Below are 15,128 nucleotides of genomic sequence, written 5' to 3' on the forward strand. Positions count from 1 at the left end.
AGCTTGTCGAGACCTGGTCTCGACAAGCTCGACCCGCGCATCACAAGCTCGACCCGCGCATCGACACGTCGGTCAGCAGTGGATCTTCGCCAGGGCGGTGAACACGACGCGGTTCAGGTGGAACGCGTGGTGCGCCTCCGCGAGCGTGGCGGCGACCTCGTCCGGGTCCAGGTCGAGCCCGTCCAGCCGGCTGCGGTAGGCGTCCTTGAACACCTTGACCTTCGGGATGTCCGGGAACGTGTAGAAGGCGACGCCGTCGTCGTCCAGGCCGTAGTGCTGCTTCATCATGCGCTTGACGATCTGGCCGCCGGACAGGTCGCCCAGGTAGCGCGTGTACGAGTGCGCGGCGTAGTGCGGCAGGCTGCCGCTGACCTCGCGGATGCGGTCGGCGTACTCGTGCGTCGCGGGCAGGATGCGGATCTCCTCGCGCCACGACGGCCCGTACAGGAAGGCCAGGTCCCGCTCGATGGCCGGGACGCGGGTGAGCTCGCCGAAGACGAGGCCGGCGCCGCGCTCGTCGTCGCGGACGGCGGCGGACGTGTCCTCGAGCGCCTCGTAGACGACGAGGAGCTGGGCCGAGAGGTCCGCGTAGGCGGCCCGGTCCAGCGCGCCGGACAGGAGCTGCTCGATGAAGTGCTCCGAGTTGGCGGCACCGTGGTCGTCGCGGGTGCCCTCACGCAGGAGGGCGGACAGGGGGAGCTCTTCCTCGACGGGCAGGCTCATGTGGTCTCCTCCGACGCAGGGGCAACGTGCTGACAACCTGTCATCACGTTGCGATCATAGCAACAGGAGTTAGGTCAGCCTAACCTGTGGCCGAAACGTGTGTTGTCGCGGCCGTCTGTGGCGTCCTACCGTCGCCGCATGCCTGCGACGCCCTCTGGCCTGCCCGCGCCCGTGTTCGTCGACCTCGACATCGCCTCGGACGACGGCGCCCGCGTCGCGACCTACGTGCTGGAGCCTGAGGACCGGCCGCCGGCCGGCGACGTCGTGCTGTGTCATGGCACACCTTGGTCGGCGCAGGTGTGGGCGCCCGTCGCACGAGCGCTGAGCCAGGAGTACCGCGTGTTCCTGTGGGACATGCCGGGCTACGGCGCCTCGCCGAAAGACGCCGCGCACAGGGTCGACCTCGTCGCCCAGCGGCGGCGGTTCGCGGCACTCCTGCGGCACTGGTCGCTGGACCGGCCGCAGGTGGTGGCCCACGACATCGGGGGAGCAGTCGCGCTCGGCGCCCACCTCCTGGAGGGCGCCGACTTCGCGAGCCTGTTCCTGCTCGACATCGTGATGCTCGACCCGTGGGGGTCGCCGTTCTTCCGGCTGGTGGCCGAGAACGAGTCGGTCTTCTCGGCGGTGCCCGGCCCGCTGCACGGGGCGCTCGTCAGGGAGTACATCGCCGGCGCCGGGAACCACCACCTCGCCGCCGAGGCGGTCGAGGCGCTCGCCGAGCCCTGGGTCGTCGACGTCGGACAGCCCGCCTTCTACCGCCAGATCGCCCAGCTCTCGCCCGCGCACACCCGGCCGATAGTGAGCCGGCTTGGCGAGGTGCGCTGCCCGGTGCGGGTCGGCTGGGCCACCGACGACCCGTGGATCCCGTTCGAGCAGGCGGCGCGGCTCCGCGCCGAGCTCCCGGGCGATCCGGAGGTCGTGGAGTTCCCGGGGCTCGGCCACCTCGTGCCCCTGGAAGACGCCGATGCGGTGGGCCGGGCGGTGCGGCAGTGGCTCGCCGCTGAGTAGAAGCGCGCATCCGCGAGACGCGGGGACGGGCGGGTAGTTATGGGGTGGCGGGGTCGACGGCGTGGGGCGTAGCGTCTGCGGTGGCTGACGTGAGGCGTGACGAACCTCGGCCCGGGTCACCGGGCGAACGATCTGCCCGCGCGTGCGGCGTACCGACGAGAGGCCGGGTCTCCCGGCAAAGGAGTGGTGGCACCGCGATCTAGCCCCCGCCCGCTCCTCCAGGGCTTTCGCTCTCTGGAGGACTGATGAGACCACCTTTGCCATCCCCGAGCCCGCTCGCCCGCACCCTCGCGAGCGACCTCTCCGCCGTCCCGCCGGGGTCGGTCGTGCGTCTGCAGGGCTGGGTCCACCGCCGTCGTGAGCTGGCGACCGTGACGTTCCTGGTGCTGCGCGACCGCACGGGCCTCGCCCAGGTGGTGGTGCGCCCCGGCGTCGGGCAGGCGGAGCCGGTCGGAGAGGCCGAGCCGCTGGTGCCGCCCGAGGAGACCACCGTGGAGGTGACCGGCACGGTCACCGCCAACCCGCAGGCACCCGGCGGCGTGGAGGTCACCGAGCCCGTGATCACGCCGCTCACCGACGCTGCAGAGACCCCGCCCGTCGAGCTGTGGCGCCCGGCGCTGACGGCCGCGCTCCCGACGCTGCTCGACCATGCCGCCGTCGCCTGGCGGCACCCCGCACAGAAGGCGCGCTGGGAGATCGCGGCGGCGAGCCTGCGCGGGTTCCGCGTGACGCTGGACGCCGCCGGCTTCACCGAGGTCTGCACGCCCAAGCTTGTGGGCACAGCTACTGAGTCGGGCGCGAACGTGTTTGCCGTCGACTACTTCGGCCGGCCCGCGTACCTGGCGCAGTCGCCGCAGTTCTACAAGCAGCAGATGGTCGGCGTCTTCGAGCGGGTCTACGAGGTGGGCCCCGTCTTCCGGGCGGAACCGCACGACACCGTGCGGCACCTCGCGGAGTACCGCTCGCTCGACGTCGAGCTCGGGTTCGTGCGCGACCATCGCGACGTGCTGGCCGTGCTGCGCGACGTGGTCGCCGGGATGGCCGACGCCGTGCGCGGCTCGGCCGCCGCCGAACGGCTGGGCATCGCCGTGCCCGAGGTTCCGGCGCAGATCCCGGTGCTCCACTTCGCGGACGCGCTGAAGCTGGTGGGGGCGCCGTCGGACGAACCGGACCTGGCACCCGAGCACGAGCGGGCGCTCGGGGAGTGGGCGCTGGCAGAGCACGGGTCGGACTTCCTCGCGGTCGAGGGCTACCCGATGACGAAGCGGCCGTTCTACACGCATCCCGAGCCGGGCTCCGGCCCGGGACCGGGCGCGGGAGGCGAGCGGTGGAGCAACAGCTTCGACCTGCTGTTCCGCGGGCTCGAGCTCGTCACGGGCGGGCAGCGCCTGCACCGGTACGCCGACTACGTCGCGGCGATCGAGGCGCGGGGTGAGGACCCGGCGTCCTACGCGTCGTACCTGGAGGCGTTCCGGCACGGGATGCCGCCGCACGGCGGGTTCGCGATCGGCCTGGAGCGCTGGGTGGCGCGGCTTGTGGGCGCGGCCAACGTCCGCGAGGTGACGCCGTTCCCGAGGGACCTCCACCGCCTGGTCCCGTAGAGCCCCGTGCGGGTGGTCGGTAGAACGTCAGGAGATCGGCAACCCGGAATGCCGGTCTCCTGACGTTTTGCCGATACCCGTGGGCGCCCGCGCGCCTGGGCACCTGTACCCGTTCCGAGTGTCAGTGGTCACCACTACCTTGTGGCGCGTGCTGCTGATGGCAGCGCGTCACAGGGGCGAGCTGTGCCCTCGTGACCTATGGCCAGGTGAGGGACGAGATGCTGCAGGAACTGGTGGACCGGGTCAAGGGCGGCGACGGGACGGCGCGGGCGGTGCGCGACGCGCTGGCCCCGCTGAAGCTGCTGGGCAGTGGCGTGTACGACGACGCCGTCGGGTACGTGCTCGAGGGGGCGACACCCGAGGTGCTCATGACCGTGCAGCAGCCGGGCAGCGCGGACCTCGACGCGCTCTTCGGCGCGCCGGTCCAGACCTGGTCGCGGTGGGTGTCGCCCGACGTCATCAAGCAGGTCGCGGCGGCGCACAAGGGCTGGAATCCTGACGCTGGCATCGCGGCGCGCGGACGCCTCTACGCGTCGGCAGAACCGGCAGTGCTGGCCCGCCTGGGCCGGCTGCTCGCGCAGGTCTGCGATACCGCCGACGTGTCCGCCGCCGCGGGCCCGGAGTGGTTCTACGTGCTGGTGTGCGATGGGGCCAGGCGGGGGACGACCGACGGGCACCACTCCGGCAAGCCGGTCGCGGGCGTCGCCGACCGGCTGACGCCCGCGTTCCTGGAGCAGGTGGCGACAGAGGGCGGGGTGCCCGACGCCGACGCCGCGGGCACTGTGCTCACAGCAGTCCTGTACCGCGGAGCCAACGACCGGTCCTGGTACCGGGACCCGCGCGAGGCCATGGCCAAGCGTCCGGCGTTCGGCGAGTACCTGTCCCGGCACGTCGGCACGCTCGCCGCCGTCACCCCGGAGCTCGGCGCCCGCGGCAAGCAGGAGGTGCTCGACCGCATCGGGAAGCGCACGTCCGAGCCCGGCCTCGTGCAGATCGTGGCGGCGCTCGCCGTCGACAAGGCGAAGGGCGTGCGGACGGGCGCCCTGAACCACCTCGCCGCGCTCGACGACGCCGCGCAGGTCGCGCTGCTGCGGCCCCACCTCGTCAAGGTCCCGACCGGGCAGCTCGGCGAGGCGGTGACGCGGCTGGTCGGCCTGGCCGGCGGCATCGACGCACTGGAGGAGGCGCTGGCCGCGCTGCGCGACGAGAGCGGGAAGGCCGCGGCCGGGCAGACCGCACGGGTACGGCTCCTGGAGCAGACGATGCAGCGGGCCCGCGCACTCGACGACCCGGATGCGGGCGCGGAGCTCACGATCGAGGTCCCGGAGTACGAGCCGCTGCCTGACCCCGTCGTGGAACCCGGCTGGGCGGCCGGGGCCCGCAAGCTGCTGGACGAGCAGATCGCCAAGGCACGCGTGCAGCTCGACCTTGCCAAGCGCGGCGGCAACGCGAACAAGTACTGGGCCGAACGGGCGCAACGCAATCTCAAGGACCTCCAGTCGATCACGGACGACGACCTGGCGGCAGTCCCGGGCCGCGTGACCGGGGCCGTGGCCACCACGGGCAAGACGCGCCGCCGGAATGCCGCACTCTTCCAGTGGCTCGCCGGCGAGATCCGGGACCTGTTCGCCGAGCCCGGGCTCATGCTGGCGATCCGCGTGCTCGCGCTCCGGGACGGGGAGGCGCAGCGAAACTTCGTGTGGGCCCTGCGGCCGTACCTCGACCAGGCCACCGACCTGCGCCAGGTTCACGACGGACTGGTGCGCGCCGGGGTACCGAAGGCCGACGAGCAGATCCGCGACCTGGTGTTCCAGACCTGGTGGGGCGACGAGACGCTCGCGTCGTCGGTCGTCTGGCCCTACTTCGCTGGGCGCACGGAGACCCTGGACCGCTACCTCGGCACGGACGAGAAGTACCGCGCCGGCACCGGTACCGCGCTGAAGATCCTGCGGGAGTTCCCCGTCGTGCCGCCGACCCTCCTGCCCCGGCTCACCGTGCTCGCCCTCGGGACCGGCAAGACCCACCGGGTCGCCGCGCAGGAGGTGCTGGAGGCACACGCCGGGGCACGCCCGCTGGCCGAGCAGGCGCTCGCCGACCCCAAGGCCGAGGTGCGGGCCTCGGCCGCGGCATGGCTCGCGCGCATCGGCGATCCCGCCGCGGTGCCCGCCCTGCGTGCCGCCCTGAAGAAGGAGCGCCGCGAGGCGGCTCGGGCCACGCTGCTCTCGGCCCTGGAGGCGCTGGGCGACGACATCTCGCCGGACCTCGCCCCCGAGACCCTGCGGGCTGAGGCCACCAAGGGCCTGGCGGGCAAGATGCCGGCCAGCCTCGACTGGTTCCCCTTCGAGCAGCTGCCCGAGGTGCGCTGGGCGAGCAGCGGCGAGCTGGGCGGCGGTGAGCAGGGCGGCGTCGTGCCGCGCGACGTCGTCCGCTGGTGGGTGGTCCTGGCGACCAAGCTGAAGGAGCCCGGCGGTGAGGGCCTGATCGCCCGGTACGTCGGGCTGCTGGATGCCGCCTCGCGGGCCGCGCTCGGGTCGTTCGTGCTGCGCGCCTGGGTGGCCCAGGACACCCGCGGCCCCTCCGTCGAGAGGTCGCGCGGGTACGCCGACCAGAACGCGCAGGCGCAGTGGACCAGCCTGCAGGCCGCGATCAAGCGATACCCCGAGTACTACTCCGGCCAGGCCGGCCGCACGGTCGAAGACTTCTGGAAAAGCCTGTACCGGGAGGACCAGGCGCGGTATCTCGGTTCGGCCACGCAGGAGAAGGGGCTCCTCGCCCTGACCGTCGGCATGCCGGGGGCCGAGCTGGCGACGACGGCGCAGCACTACTTCGCCGCGCACAAGGGCCGCCGCGCGCAGGCGGACTACCTGGTGCGGGCGCTGGCCGCGAACGGGGACCGGGCGGCGGTGCAGCTGCTGCTGGCGGTGTCGCGCCGGTTCAAGCAGCGCAGCGTCCAGGAGACGGCGTCGGCGCTCGCGCAGGACATCGCGGACCGCAACGGCTGGGACGGCGACCAGCTCGCCGACCGCACGGTCCAGACCGCCGGGTTCGACGACGACGGCATCCTGCGCCTGGACCTCGGCTCGTCCTCCGCGCAGTCCGACGGCGGCGGCGAGGATGCGAGCGACCGGGTGTTCACCGGGCGCATCACCGACGCGTTCACGCTGGAGCTGCGCAACCCGGCGGGCAAGGTCGTCAAGGCGCTGCCGGCCAAGCGCGCATCCGACGACGAGGAGGCGTACACCGAGGCGAAGAAGCAGCTCAAGGAGTCGCGTGCCGAGCTGAAGGCCGTCGTGACGCTGCAGACCCAGCGCTTCGCCGAGGCCATGGTCACGGGCCGGACCTGGAGCGTCGCCGACTGGCGCGAGTTCGTGCTGGGGCACCCGCTGATGTCGCGCCTCGCCGCACGCCTGGTGTGGGCGGCGGAGCTGCCAGGTGCGGGCGATCCGGCCGACGCGGGCGCCGTGACGTTCCGGCCGGGCGACGGCGGCGCGCTGATCGGCGTCGACGACGAGGACGTGACTCTCCCGGACGACGCGCGGGTGTCGCTGGTGCACGCCGCCACCCTCGGGGACGACGGCGAGTCCTGCGCGCCGGCCTGGCGGGCTCACCTCGCCGACTACGAGATCACGCCGCTGTTCGACCAGGGGCTCGGCTCCGGGACGGGCGAGGCGTCGGCGGCGGGACCAGCGGCGTCGGACGCGCTGCCCGACGTGCCGGACCGCGCCACCGTGATCGAGACCCGCAAGGGCTGGCTCAGCGACTCGTTCACGATCCGGGGCCGCGCCACGAAGCTCGGGTACGTCCGCTCGCAGGCGGAGGACGCTGGCTGGTTCTCCGCCTACTGCAGGGAGTACCCGGCGCTCGGCCTCACCGTCGAGATCGAGTTCACGGGCGCGTTCCTGCCCGAGGAGAACATCACCGCCGCCGTGCGGGAGCTCGCGTTCCGCCGCACCGGCACGTGGGGCGAGCGGGGCCGGCTCGCGATCAAGGACGTGCCGAAGGTGCTGCTGGCCGTGTCCTACCGGGACTACCTGACCGTGGCCGACGGCGGGGTCTTCGACCCGGACTGGGAGAAGAAGAGCCAGTACTGAGAGACAGCAGAGCACTGAGCGACAGCAGAGCGAAGAGCCAACCGATCAGCGGGACGAGGCGAGCAGGCGAGATGGCGCAGGGGACGACGGACGTGGCGGACACGGCACTGGGAGCGGAGACGGGGGCGAGAGCGGGCGGCGCCGAGGCGCTGGAGGCGGCATACGGCGACGCGCTCGCGCCGCTGCGGATCAAGGGCGAGGACCTGTTCGAGCAGGCGATGGGGTTCGTGCGGGACGGCACGACGGCCGAGGTGGTGGACACGCTCAGGAAGGGCAGGACGGGCGACGTCGATCAGCTGATGAACAAGCCGGCGGCCCAGATTCCCGACTTCAAGGTCCGCGGGACCCTGGTCGAGCAGGTGGCCGCCCTGCACCCGGGCTGGGAAGCCGAGGCGGGCGTGGCGGCGCGCGGGACGATCTACGCCACGGCGCCGGCTGCCGTCGTCGTGCGGCTGGGCCACCTGCTCGACGCGGTGACGACCGGGAAGGTGCAACCCGAGGAGGCGCCCCGGTGGCTCTCCCTGCTGATGTACGACGCGGGGAGCTCGCAGGACGCCGACGAGCGCTGGCCCCACGAGTTCCTGGTGTCGCTCGCCCGCGAGGGCGGTGTGCCCGATGACGAGGCCGCACCGCTGGTCCTCCGCATCATGCTGGAGAACGCGCACCTCTGGATCGAGGCCCTGTGCGTAGCGCTCGTCACGCACGCGGACGTGCTGCCACGGGTGCTGGACTCCCTGAGCGACTGGGGGACGCAAGCGTTCCTGCGCTGCGCGGAGCGCGACCTGCCGCGGCACAGCGAGCTGGTCGCGACGCTCGCCGCCGACCCTCGGGAGCGGGTGCGGTCCGCGGCTCGGGACCTGCTGTCCGACCTCGACGGCGCCGACGAGGTGCGGCTGCTCGCGCCTCATCTGGTCACCGCACCGCTCGACAGGGTCGGCGGGCTCCTGGCGCGGGTCTCGCTGCTTCCGGGCGGGTTGGCCGCGATCCGCGAGGCGATCGACGGCGCCGGCGGCCAGGCGGCCCGGACGCGGCTGCTCCGCCAGACGCTGGAGCGTGCCGAGGCGCTCCTCGCCGATCAGGTGGCGGTCACCGTCCCTCCGTTCGAGCCGGAGCCGGACGTCGTGCTCGGCGACGAGCTCGTCGTCGCGGCGCGCGCACTCCTGGATGGCCAGGCGGCGAAGGCCGCCGAGCAGCTCCGCGCCGCCGCGTCCGACCAGGCCGCCCACCGGGCGGACGACGAACTGACGTACCTTCGCGGCATCACGGATGCGGAGCTGCGCGCCGCCGTCCGGCTGATGAACGACCACGCGTTCCGAGTAGGGGTGTGGGCGGACGGAAAGGACGGGCGACCCGCCCAGGCGACGGCGAGCTGGCTGATGCGACAGGCCGTGCGGCTGCCGGGGACGCCGCTGGTGGCCCGCGTGCGGCTGCTGCTCGCCTATCACGGCTACCCGGACCAGGCGACCTGGTGGCTGGACAGTGTCGCGCCGGACCTCGGCGACCTGAGGGCCCTGGAGTCGGCGTTCGTCCGGTGCGGGGTCGCCGACACCGAGCGGCTGATCGACGACCTCGTCTTCCAGCAGAACCAGGAGTCCGGCTGGCCGGCGTCGTCGGACATCTGGCCCTACTTCGCGGAGCACCCCGACCTGCTCGTGGCGCGCCTGACCCCGGCCGACGACGAGATCAGGTGGGACTTCGCCTTCGACCGCGCACTGGGGATCCTGCGGGAGTTCCCGGTGGCGCCCACCGCCGTGCTCCCACGGCTGGGCGAGCTCGCGCTCGGCGGAGGAAAGGTACACCGGGCGGCTGCGCGGGAGATCCTGGGGTCCCACCCGGGCGCCCGGCGCCTCGCCGAGCAAGGCCTGGGCGAGAAGAAGGCAGAGATCCGGGCTTCGGCGGCGGCCTGGCTGGCACGGATCGCCGACCCGGCGGCGGTGCCGGCGCTGCGCGCGCTGCTGGAGAAGGAAGGCAAGGAGGCCGTGCGGGCCGCGCTGCTGTCGGCGCTGGAGGCCCTGGGCGACGACATCTCGGCCGACGTCGCGCCGGAGGTGCTGCTCGCCGAGGCCGCCAAGGGCCTGACGCGGCAGGTCCCGCGCGAGCTGGAGCGCTGGTTCCCGTTCGGGCAGCTCCCCGAGGCACGCTGGGCGGACGGCGCCGTCGTGCCGGCCGAGCTGCTGCGCTGGTGGGTGGTTCTGGCCTGCACGCTGAAGGACCCCAGCGGCGAGGGGCTGTTCGCGCGGTACGTCTCGATGCTGGATCCGGCCTCCCGGAAGGCGCTCGGGTCGTTCGTGCTGAGCGCGTGGATCGCGCAGGACACGATCCACCCGCCGGTCGCGGAGTCGAGGGCGCTCGCCGAGAGCGAGGCGCCGCGCCGGTACGAGAGCCACCAGCGGATGGCGCAGCTCTATCCGCGGGACTACGCGTCGCTGGCAGAGAGGTCGGTCGAGGAGCACTACAACGCGCTGTTCCGGGAGCACCAGGGGCAATACCTCGACTCGGCGGTGAAGGAGAAGGGCCTGCTCGCCCTCACGGTCGGGATGCCGGGCCCCGATCTTGCCGCGGCCGCCCAGCACTACTTCAGGGAGAACAAGGGCCGCCGTGCGCAGGCTGAGGCGCTCGTGCGCGCGCTGGCCGCGAACGGGGACCAGGCCGCGGTGCAGCTGCTGCTGGCGGTCTCGCGCAGGTTCAGGCAGCGCAGCGTCCAGGAGATCGCGGCCGGGCTGGCGCAGGATCTCGCCGTCCGCCGTGGCTGGGACGCCGACCAGCTCGCCGACCGCACTGTGCCGACCGCCGGGTTCGACGACGACGGCGTGCTGCGCCTCGATCTCGGCTCGCCCTCCGGGGCGCGGGCCGCCTCCACGACGCGGGCCGACGACGTCGGGGCGTCACCCGAGGAAGACCGCATGTTCACCGGACGCCTCACGGAGAAGTTCACGCTGGAGCTGCGTACCCCGGAGGGCAAGGTCGTCAAGGCACTGCCACCCAAGCGGGCCTCCGACGACGACGACGCCTACGCCGACGCGAAGAAGCAGCTGAGCGCGAGCCGCAAGGAGCTCAAGACCGTGCTCGCGCTGCAGACGCAGCGGTTCGTGGAGGCCATGTGCTCGGGCCGTACGTGGGCCGTCGACGAATGGCGCGAGTACGTGCTGGGGCATCCGCTGATGTCGCGCCTCGCGGTGCGCCTGGTGTGGGTCGCCACGCCGCCGGACGGCGGCTCGGCCGGCCTCGGCGACTCGGCTCCGGGCACTGTTGCTGGTCCGGGCACCGTCACTGGTCCGGACACCGTCGCCTTCCGGCCCGGCGACGGCGGCACGCTGATCGGCGTCGACGACGGCGACATCGTGCTGCCTGAGGGAGCGAGGGTGTCGATCGCGCACGCCGTCACGCTGCCGGACCAGGGGCGGGACGTGGAGGCGTGGTGCGGGCACCTGGCCGACTACGCGATCACGCCGCTGTTCGATCAGGGCCTCGGGCCGGACGCCGTCGGGCTGCCTGAGCTGGCGCCCGGCGCGACCGAGGTCGCCGACCACCGGGGGTGGCTGTCCGACTCGTTCGCGATCCGCGGGCGAGCGACCAAGCGCGGCTTCGCGCGCACCGAGTCCCGGGACAACGGGTGGTTCGACAGTTACGTCAAGGAGTACCCGAGCCTGGGCGTCGTCGCCGAGATCGGATTCACGGGCTCGATCGTGCCCGAGGAGAACATCCCAGCGGCAGTCACCGAGCTCACCTTCCGGCGCGCCGGGAGGCCCGGCCGGGTCCGGCTCGCGGACCTGCCCGCCGTCCTGGTCGCGGCGTCCTACCAGGACTACGTGACCGTGGCGCGGGCGGGGCAGTTCGACCCCGACTGGCGGGAGAAGAGCCAGTACTGAGGTGCTGGTGTCCGTGGGCGACGAGACAGCACAGCGACGAGACAGCAGAGCAACGCGAAGAGGCGAGCAGACGAGATGACGCAGGACGTGCAGGACGTGGGTCAGGATGCGGGAACGGTCGACGATGAGGCACTGGCCAGGGCGTACCGGGATGCCCTGGCGCCGCTGACCCTCATCGGGCAGGACATGTTCGAGCAGGCGGTCGGATACGTCCGGGACGGGACGCCGTCGTGGGTGCCGACCAAGGTGGAGGCGGCTGACACGCACGACGTCGACGTGCTGATGAACAGCTGGGTCAGCTGGCTCTACGAGTCGCGGAAGCTTCTGGCCGAGCGGATGGCGGCCGCACACCCGGGCTGGGAGGCGCCGGTCGGCGTTGCGGCGCGCAAGACGGTCCATGCGACGGCGCCGGTCGCGGCGATCGTGCGGCTGGGGCGGCTGCTCGATGTCGTGGTGGGCAACAAGCCTGGGCCGGAGGGAGTGCCTGACTGGCTGTCCGTGCTGATGCTCGACGCCTCCGACGCACGGGCAACGTCCGGGCGCTGGACCCCGCGGTTCGCGATGGACGTCGCCCGCGAGGGCGGCGTGCCGGACGGCGAGGTCGTGCCGGTGGTGCTGACGATCCTGCTGGAGCACGCGCTCGGCGTGACCGATGTGCGGAGCGAGACCACCCTGAGCGAGACCTTGGTGGCGCACGCGGACGCGCTGCCGCAGGTCGTCGCTGGGCTGACCGACCGCGGCAAGAAGACGTTCCTCCAGTGCGCGCGGCACGGCCTGGTGCGGCACGCCGAGCTGGTCGGGATGCTCGTCGTCGACCCCGAGCAGGACGTGCGCGCCGCCGCGGGGAAGGCGCTGGCCGGCCTGGCCGACGCCGACGAGGTGCGGCTGCTCGCGCCGCACCTGACCACCGCCCCGCTCGACCGCGCCAGCGAGGTCTTGGCGCGCCTCTGTGTGCTTCCGGGTGGCCAGGACGCCATCCGGGAGGCGCTCGCTGAGTTGAGCGCAGGGGTTGGCGCAGGGGCGGGCGACGACCGGGATCCGGCGGCGCGGACCAAGGCCATGCGCCAGGCGCTCGAGCGGGCCGAGGTGTTGCTCGCGCAGGAGGTGGTGATCGAGGTGCCGGCGTTCCAGCCGGCTCCGGAGTTCGAGCTCGGCGACGACTTCGTGGCCGGTGCCCGCGCGTTGGTGGACCGGCAGCGGGAGCAGGCTGCCGCGAAGGTACAGAGGCTTACGGCGAACGATGACTACGAGCCCTGGATGGTCGAGCGGGCGAAGGGGGATCTGACCGGGCTGTCCTCGATCACCGACTCCGAGCTGCGAGCAGTGGTCCGCTTGATCAACGGTGACCGCGGTGTCGAGGTGGACGGCCGGGACGGGCTGTTGCCCAAGGGCGTGGTCAGCTGGTGTCGGCAGAATGTCGAGTCGCTGCCGACAACGGCGCTGGTGCACCAGGCACGGTTGCATCTGGCGCTGTACGGGAGCGGCTACGGACTGGTGTCGCACCTTGCCGAGTGGCTGGAGGCCGCTCACGGGGTTGACGACCTGAGGGTTCTTGAGCAGGTTCTCGTCCAGTGCGGCGTGGACGCCTCCGAGCAAGCCATCGACGAGTTCGTCTTCCAGTATCAGTACGGCGAGGTCGCATGGCCCTCGGCCGCGGCCGTCTGGCCGTACTACGCGGGGCACGTGCACCTTCTCGTGCCGCGCCTGGCGCCGCCGGATACCTTCACGCACCGGACGGACAGGCTCTATCGCGCCCTGGCGATCCTGCGGGCGTTCCCGGTGGCGCCGACCGCGGCACTTCCGCGGCTGGGGGAGCTCGCCCTCACCGGCGGAAAGGTGGAACGGAACATGGCGCAGAGGGCACTGGAGTCCCATCCCGGCGCGCGGCGCCTGGCCGAGCAGGGTCTGGGGGAGAACAGGGCAGAGGTCCGGGTGTCGGCGGCGGCCTGGCTGGCCCGGATCGGTGACCCTGCGGCGACACCCGCGCTGCGGGCGGCGCTGAAGAAGGAGCGCGGTGAGGCGGCGCGCGCCGCGCTGCTGTCGGCCCTGGAGGCGCTGGGCGACGACCTCTCGGCGCAGCTCACGCCGGAGATGCTGCTGGCGGAGGCGGCCAAGGGGCTGAAGCGGCCGGTTCCGGCGGCCCTGGACTGGTTCCTGTTGGAGCAGCTGCCGCAGGCGCGGTGGGCGGACGGCGCCGGCGACCCGGACGCCGTCGGGCAGCGTGAGGTGCCGCCGGAGGTGCTGCGCTGGTGGGTGGTGCTGGCCCACAAGCTGAAGGACCCCAGCGGCGAGGGCTTGCTCGCGCGGTACGTGTCGCTGCTGGACCCGGCGTCGCGGGCCGAGCTCGGGTCGTTCGTGCTGAGCGCGTGGGTCGCGCAGGACACGCGGCACCCCGCGCCGGAGGAATCGAGGGCGCACGCGGAGGCGAATGCGCAGCTCGAGTACGACCGCTTCCATCGGGACCCCGTCTGGTACGCGCGGGCCGCGCCGGAGCGCCTCGCGATGTCGGTCGAGGACCACCACAGCTTCCTGTACCGCGAGCACCAGGCGCAGTACCTCGGCTCGGCAGCCAAGGACAAGGGTCTGCTCGCCCTCACTGTGGGCATGCCGGGCGGCGACCTGGCCGCGGTCGCGCGGCACTACTTCACGGCGCACAAGGGGCGGCGGGCCCAGGTGGAGTCCCTGGTCCGGGCGCTGGCCGCGAACGGCGAGCGTGCGGCGGTGCAGGTGCTGCTGTCGGTGGCTCTCAGGTTCAAGCCCGCCGCGGTCCAGCAGATCGCCGCGGGGCTGGTGCAGGAGCTGGCCGACCGTCGCGGCTGGACCGCCGACCAGCTTGCGGACCGCACGGTGCCGACCGCCGGGTTCGACGGCGACGGCGTCCTGCGCCTGGACCTCGGCTCGCCCGGCGGCGGGGTGTCTGACTCGGTGTCTGATGACCCGGAGTCCGATGACCGGGTGTTCACGGGGCGGGTGACGGAGAAGTTCACGCTGGAGCTGCGCGATCCGGCGGGCAAGGTCGTCAAGGCGCTCCCGGCACAGCGGGAGCGGGACGACGACGAGGCCTACGCCGAGGCGAAGAAGCAGCTGGCCGCGAGCCGCAAGGAGCTCAAGGCGGTGATCGCGCTGCAGACCCAGCGCCTCGCCGAGGCGATGGCGTCGGGCCGCCGGTGGGCCGTGGAGGGGTGGCGCGAGCTCGTGCTGGGGCACCCGCTCCTGTCGCGCCTCGCGGCGCGCCTGGTGTGGGTGGCGACGCTGCCGGACGGCAGTCGGGTCGCCTTCCGTCCGGGCGACAGCGGGGCGCTGATCGGCGTCGACGACGAGGACGTCGCGCTGCCCGATTGGGCCGAGGTCGCCGTCGCGCACGCCGTCCTGCTGCCCGACGCGGCGGCGTGGCGTGCGCACCTGGCCGACTACTCGGTCAGCGGGCTCTTCGACCAGGGGCTCGCCTCCGACGTCGTCGTGCCGGAGGTGGAGCCTGGAGCGACCGAGATCGCCGACCACGAGGGCTGGTTGTCGGACACCTTCGCGATCCGCGGCCGCGCGACCAAGCTCGGCTACAAGAGGGACGTGGACGACCTGTGGATCCGCTCCTACGTCAAGGAGTACGCGAGCCTCGGCGTCATCGTCGAGATCGGTTTCACCGGCTCGGCCCTGCCCGAGAAGAAAGAGCCCGCCGCGGTCACCGAGCTCCTCTTCCGGCATGCCGGGAGGCCGGGTTCGGTCCCGGTCGCGGACCTGCCGACCACGCTCGTCGCGGTGTCGTACCAGGAGTACGTGACCGTCGCGGAGGGCGGGGCCTTCGACCCCGACTGGGAGCGGAAGAGCTACTGAGGCGG

The 15,128-nt window shown here is 72.9% G+C and carries 6 protein-coding genes; 5 read left to right on the top strand and 1 reads right to left on the bottom strand.

What is annotated here, in order from left to right; translation table 11 throughout:
- Positions 1 to 72 precede the first annotated feature (72 nt).
- A complete protein-coding gene (locus ACFT2C_RS22900) occupies positions 73 to 723 on the bottom strand; it encodes a heme oxygenase (biliverdin-producing) (protein WP_377209387.1) in 651 nt (216 codons plus the stop codon).
- A gap of 138 nt (positions 724 to 861) precedes the next feature.
- On the opposite strand from ACFT2C_RS22900, the gene ACFT2C_RS22905 reads away from it, so the two are divergent.
- The 5 genes from ACFT2C_RS22905 to ACFT2C_RS22925 all read left to right on the top strand — a co-directional run bounded on the left by ACFT2C_RS22905 (position 862) and on the right by ACFT2C_RS22925 (position 15,123).
- On the top strand, positions 862 to 1,731 hold the full coding sequence (locus ACFT2C_RS22905) for an alpha/beta fold hydrolase (protein ID WP_377209388.1): 870 nt from the start codon (positions 862 to 864) through the stop codon (positions 1,729 to 1,731).
- 245 nt (positions 1,732 to 1,976) lie between these two features.
- Positions 1,977 to 3,332 (top strand): aspartate--tRNA(Asn) ligase, encoded by a 1,356-nt coding sequence (gene aspS / locus ACFT2C_RS22910; RefSeq protein WP_377209389.1) that lies wholly within the window; start codon positions 1,977 to 1,979, stop codon positions 3,330 to 3,332.
- A gap of 218 nt (positions 3,333 to 3,550) precedes the next feature.
- Entirely contained in the window at positions 3,551 to 7,423 is a 3,873-nt protein-coding gene (locus ACFT2C_RS22915; protein ID WP_377209390.1) for a DUF4132 domain-containing protein, read from the top strand.
- A gap of 71 nt (positions 7,424 to 7,494) precedes the next feature.
- Complete coding sequence (locus ACFT2C_RS22920) at positions 7,495 to 11,292, top strand: DUF4132 domain-containing protein (protein ID WP_377209391.1); 3,798 nt, start codon at positions 7,495 to 7,497, stop codon at positions 11,290 to 11,292.
- Between the two features lie 75 nt (positions 11,293 to 11,367).
- Positions 11,368 to 15,123 carry a DUF4132 domain-containing protein gene (locus ACFT2C_RS22925; RefSeq protein ID WP_377209392.1) on the top strand — a complete coding sequence of 1,252 codons (3,756 nt, stop codon included), beginning with the start codon at positions 11,368 to 11,370 and terminating at the stop codon, positions 15,121 to 15,123.
- Positions 15,124 to 15,128: the final 5 nt, after the last annotated feature.

Source organism: Promicromonospora sp. NPDC057138 (assembly GCF_042670845.1).
Taxonomy (GTDB): domain Bacteria; phylum Actinomycetota; class Actinomycetes; order Actinomycetales; family Cellulomonadaceae; genus Promicromonospora.

Coding starts and splice junctions, on each gene's coding strand:
- ACFT2C_RS22900 (WP_377209387.1), bottom strand. CDS start 723: ATGAGCCTGCCCGTCGAGGAAGAGCTCCCCCTGTCCGCCCTCCTGCGT.
- ACFT2C_RS22905 (WP_377209388.1), top strand. CDS start 862: ATGCCTGCGACGCCCTCTGGCCTGCCCGCGCCCGTGTTCGTCGACCTC.
- aspS (WP_377209389.1), top strand. CDS start 1,977: ATGAGACCACCTTTGCCATCCCCGAGCCCGCTCGCCCGCACCCTCGCG.
- ACFT2C_RS22915 (WP_377209390.1), top strand. CDS start 3,551: ATGCTGCAGGAACTGGTGGACCGGGTCAAGGGCGGCGACGGGACGGCG.
- ACFT2C_RS22920 (WP_377209391.1), top strand. CDS start 7,495: ATGGCGCAGGGGACGACGGACGTGGCGGACACGGCACTGGGAGCGGAG.
- ACFT2C_RS22925 (WP_377209392.1), top strand. CDS start 11,368: ATGACGCAGGACGTGCAGGACGTGGGTCAGGATGCGGGAACGGTCGAC.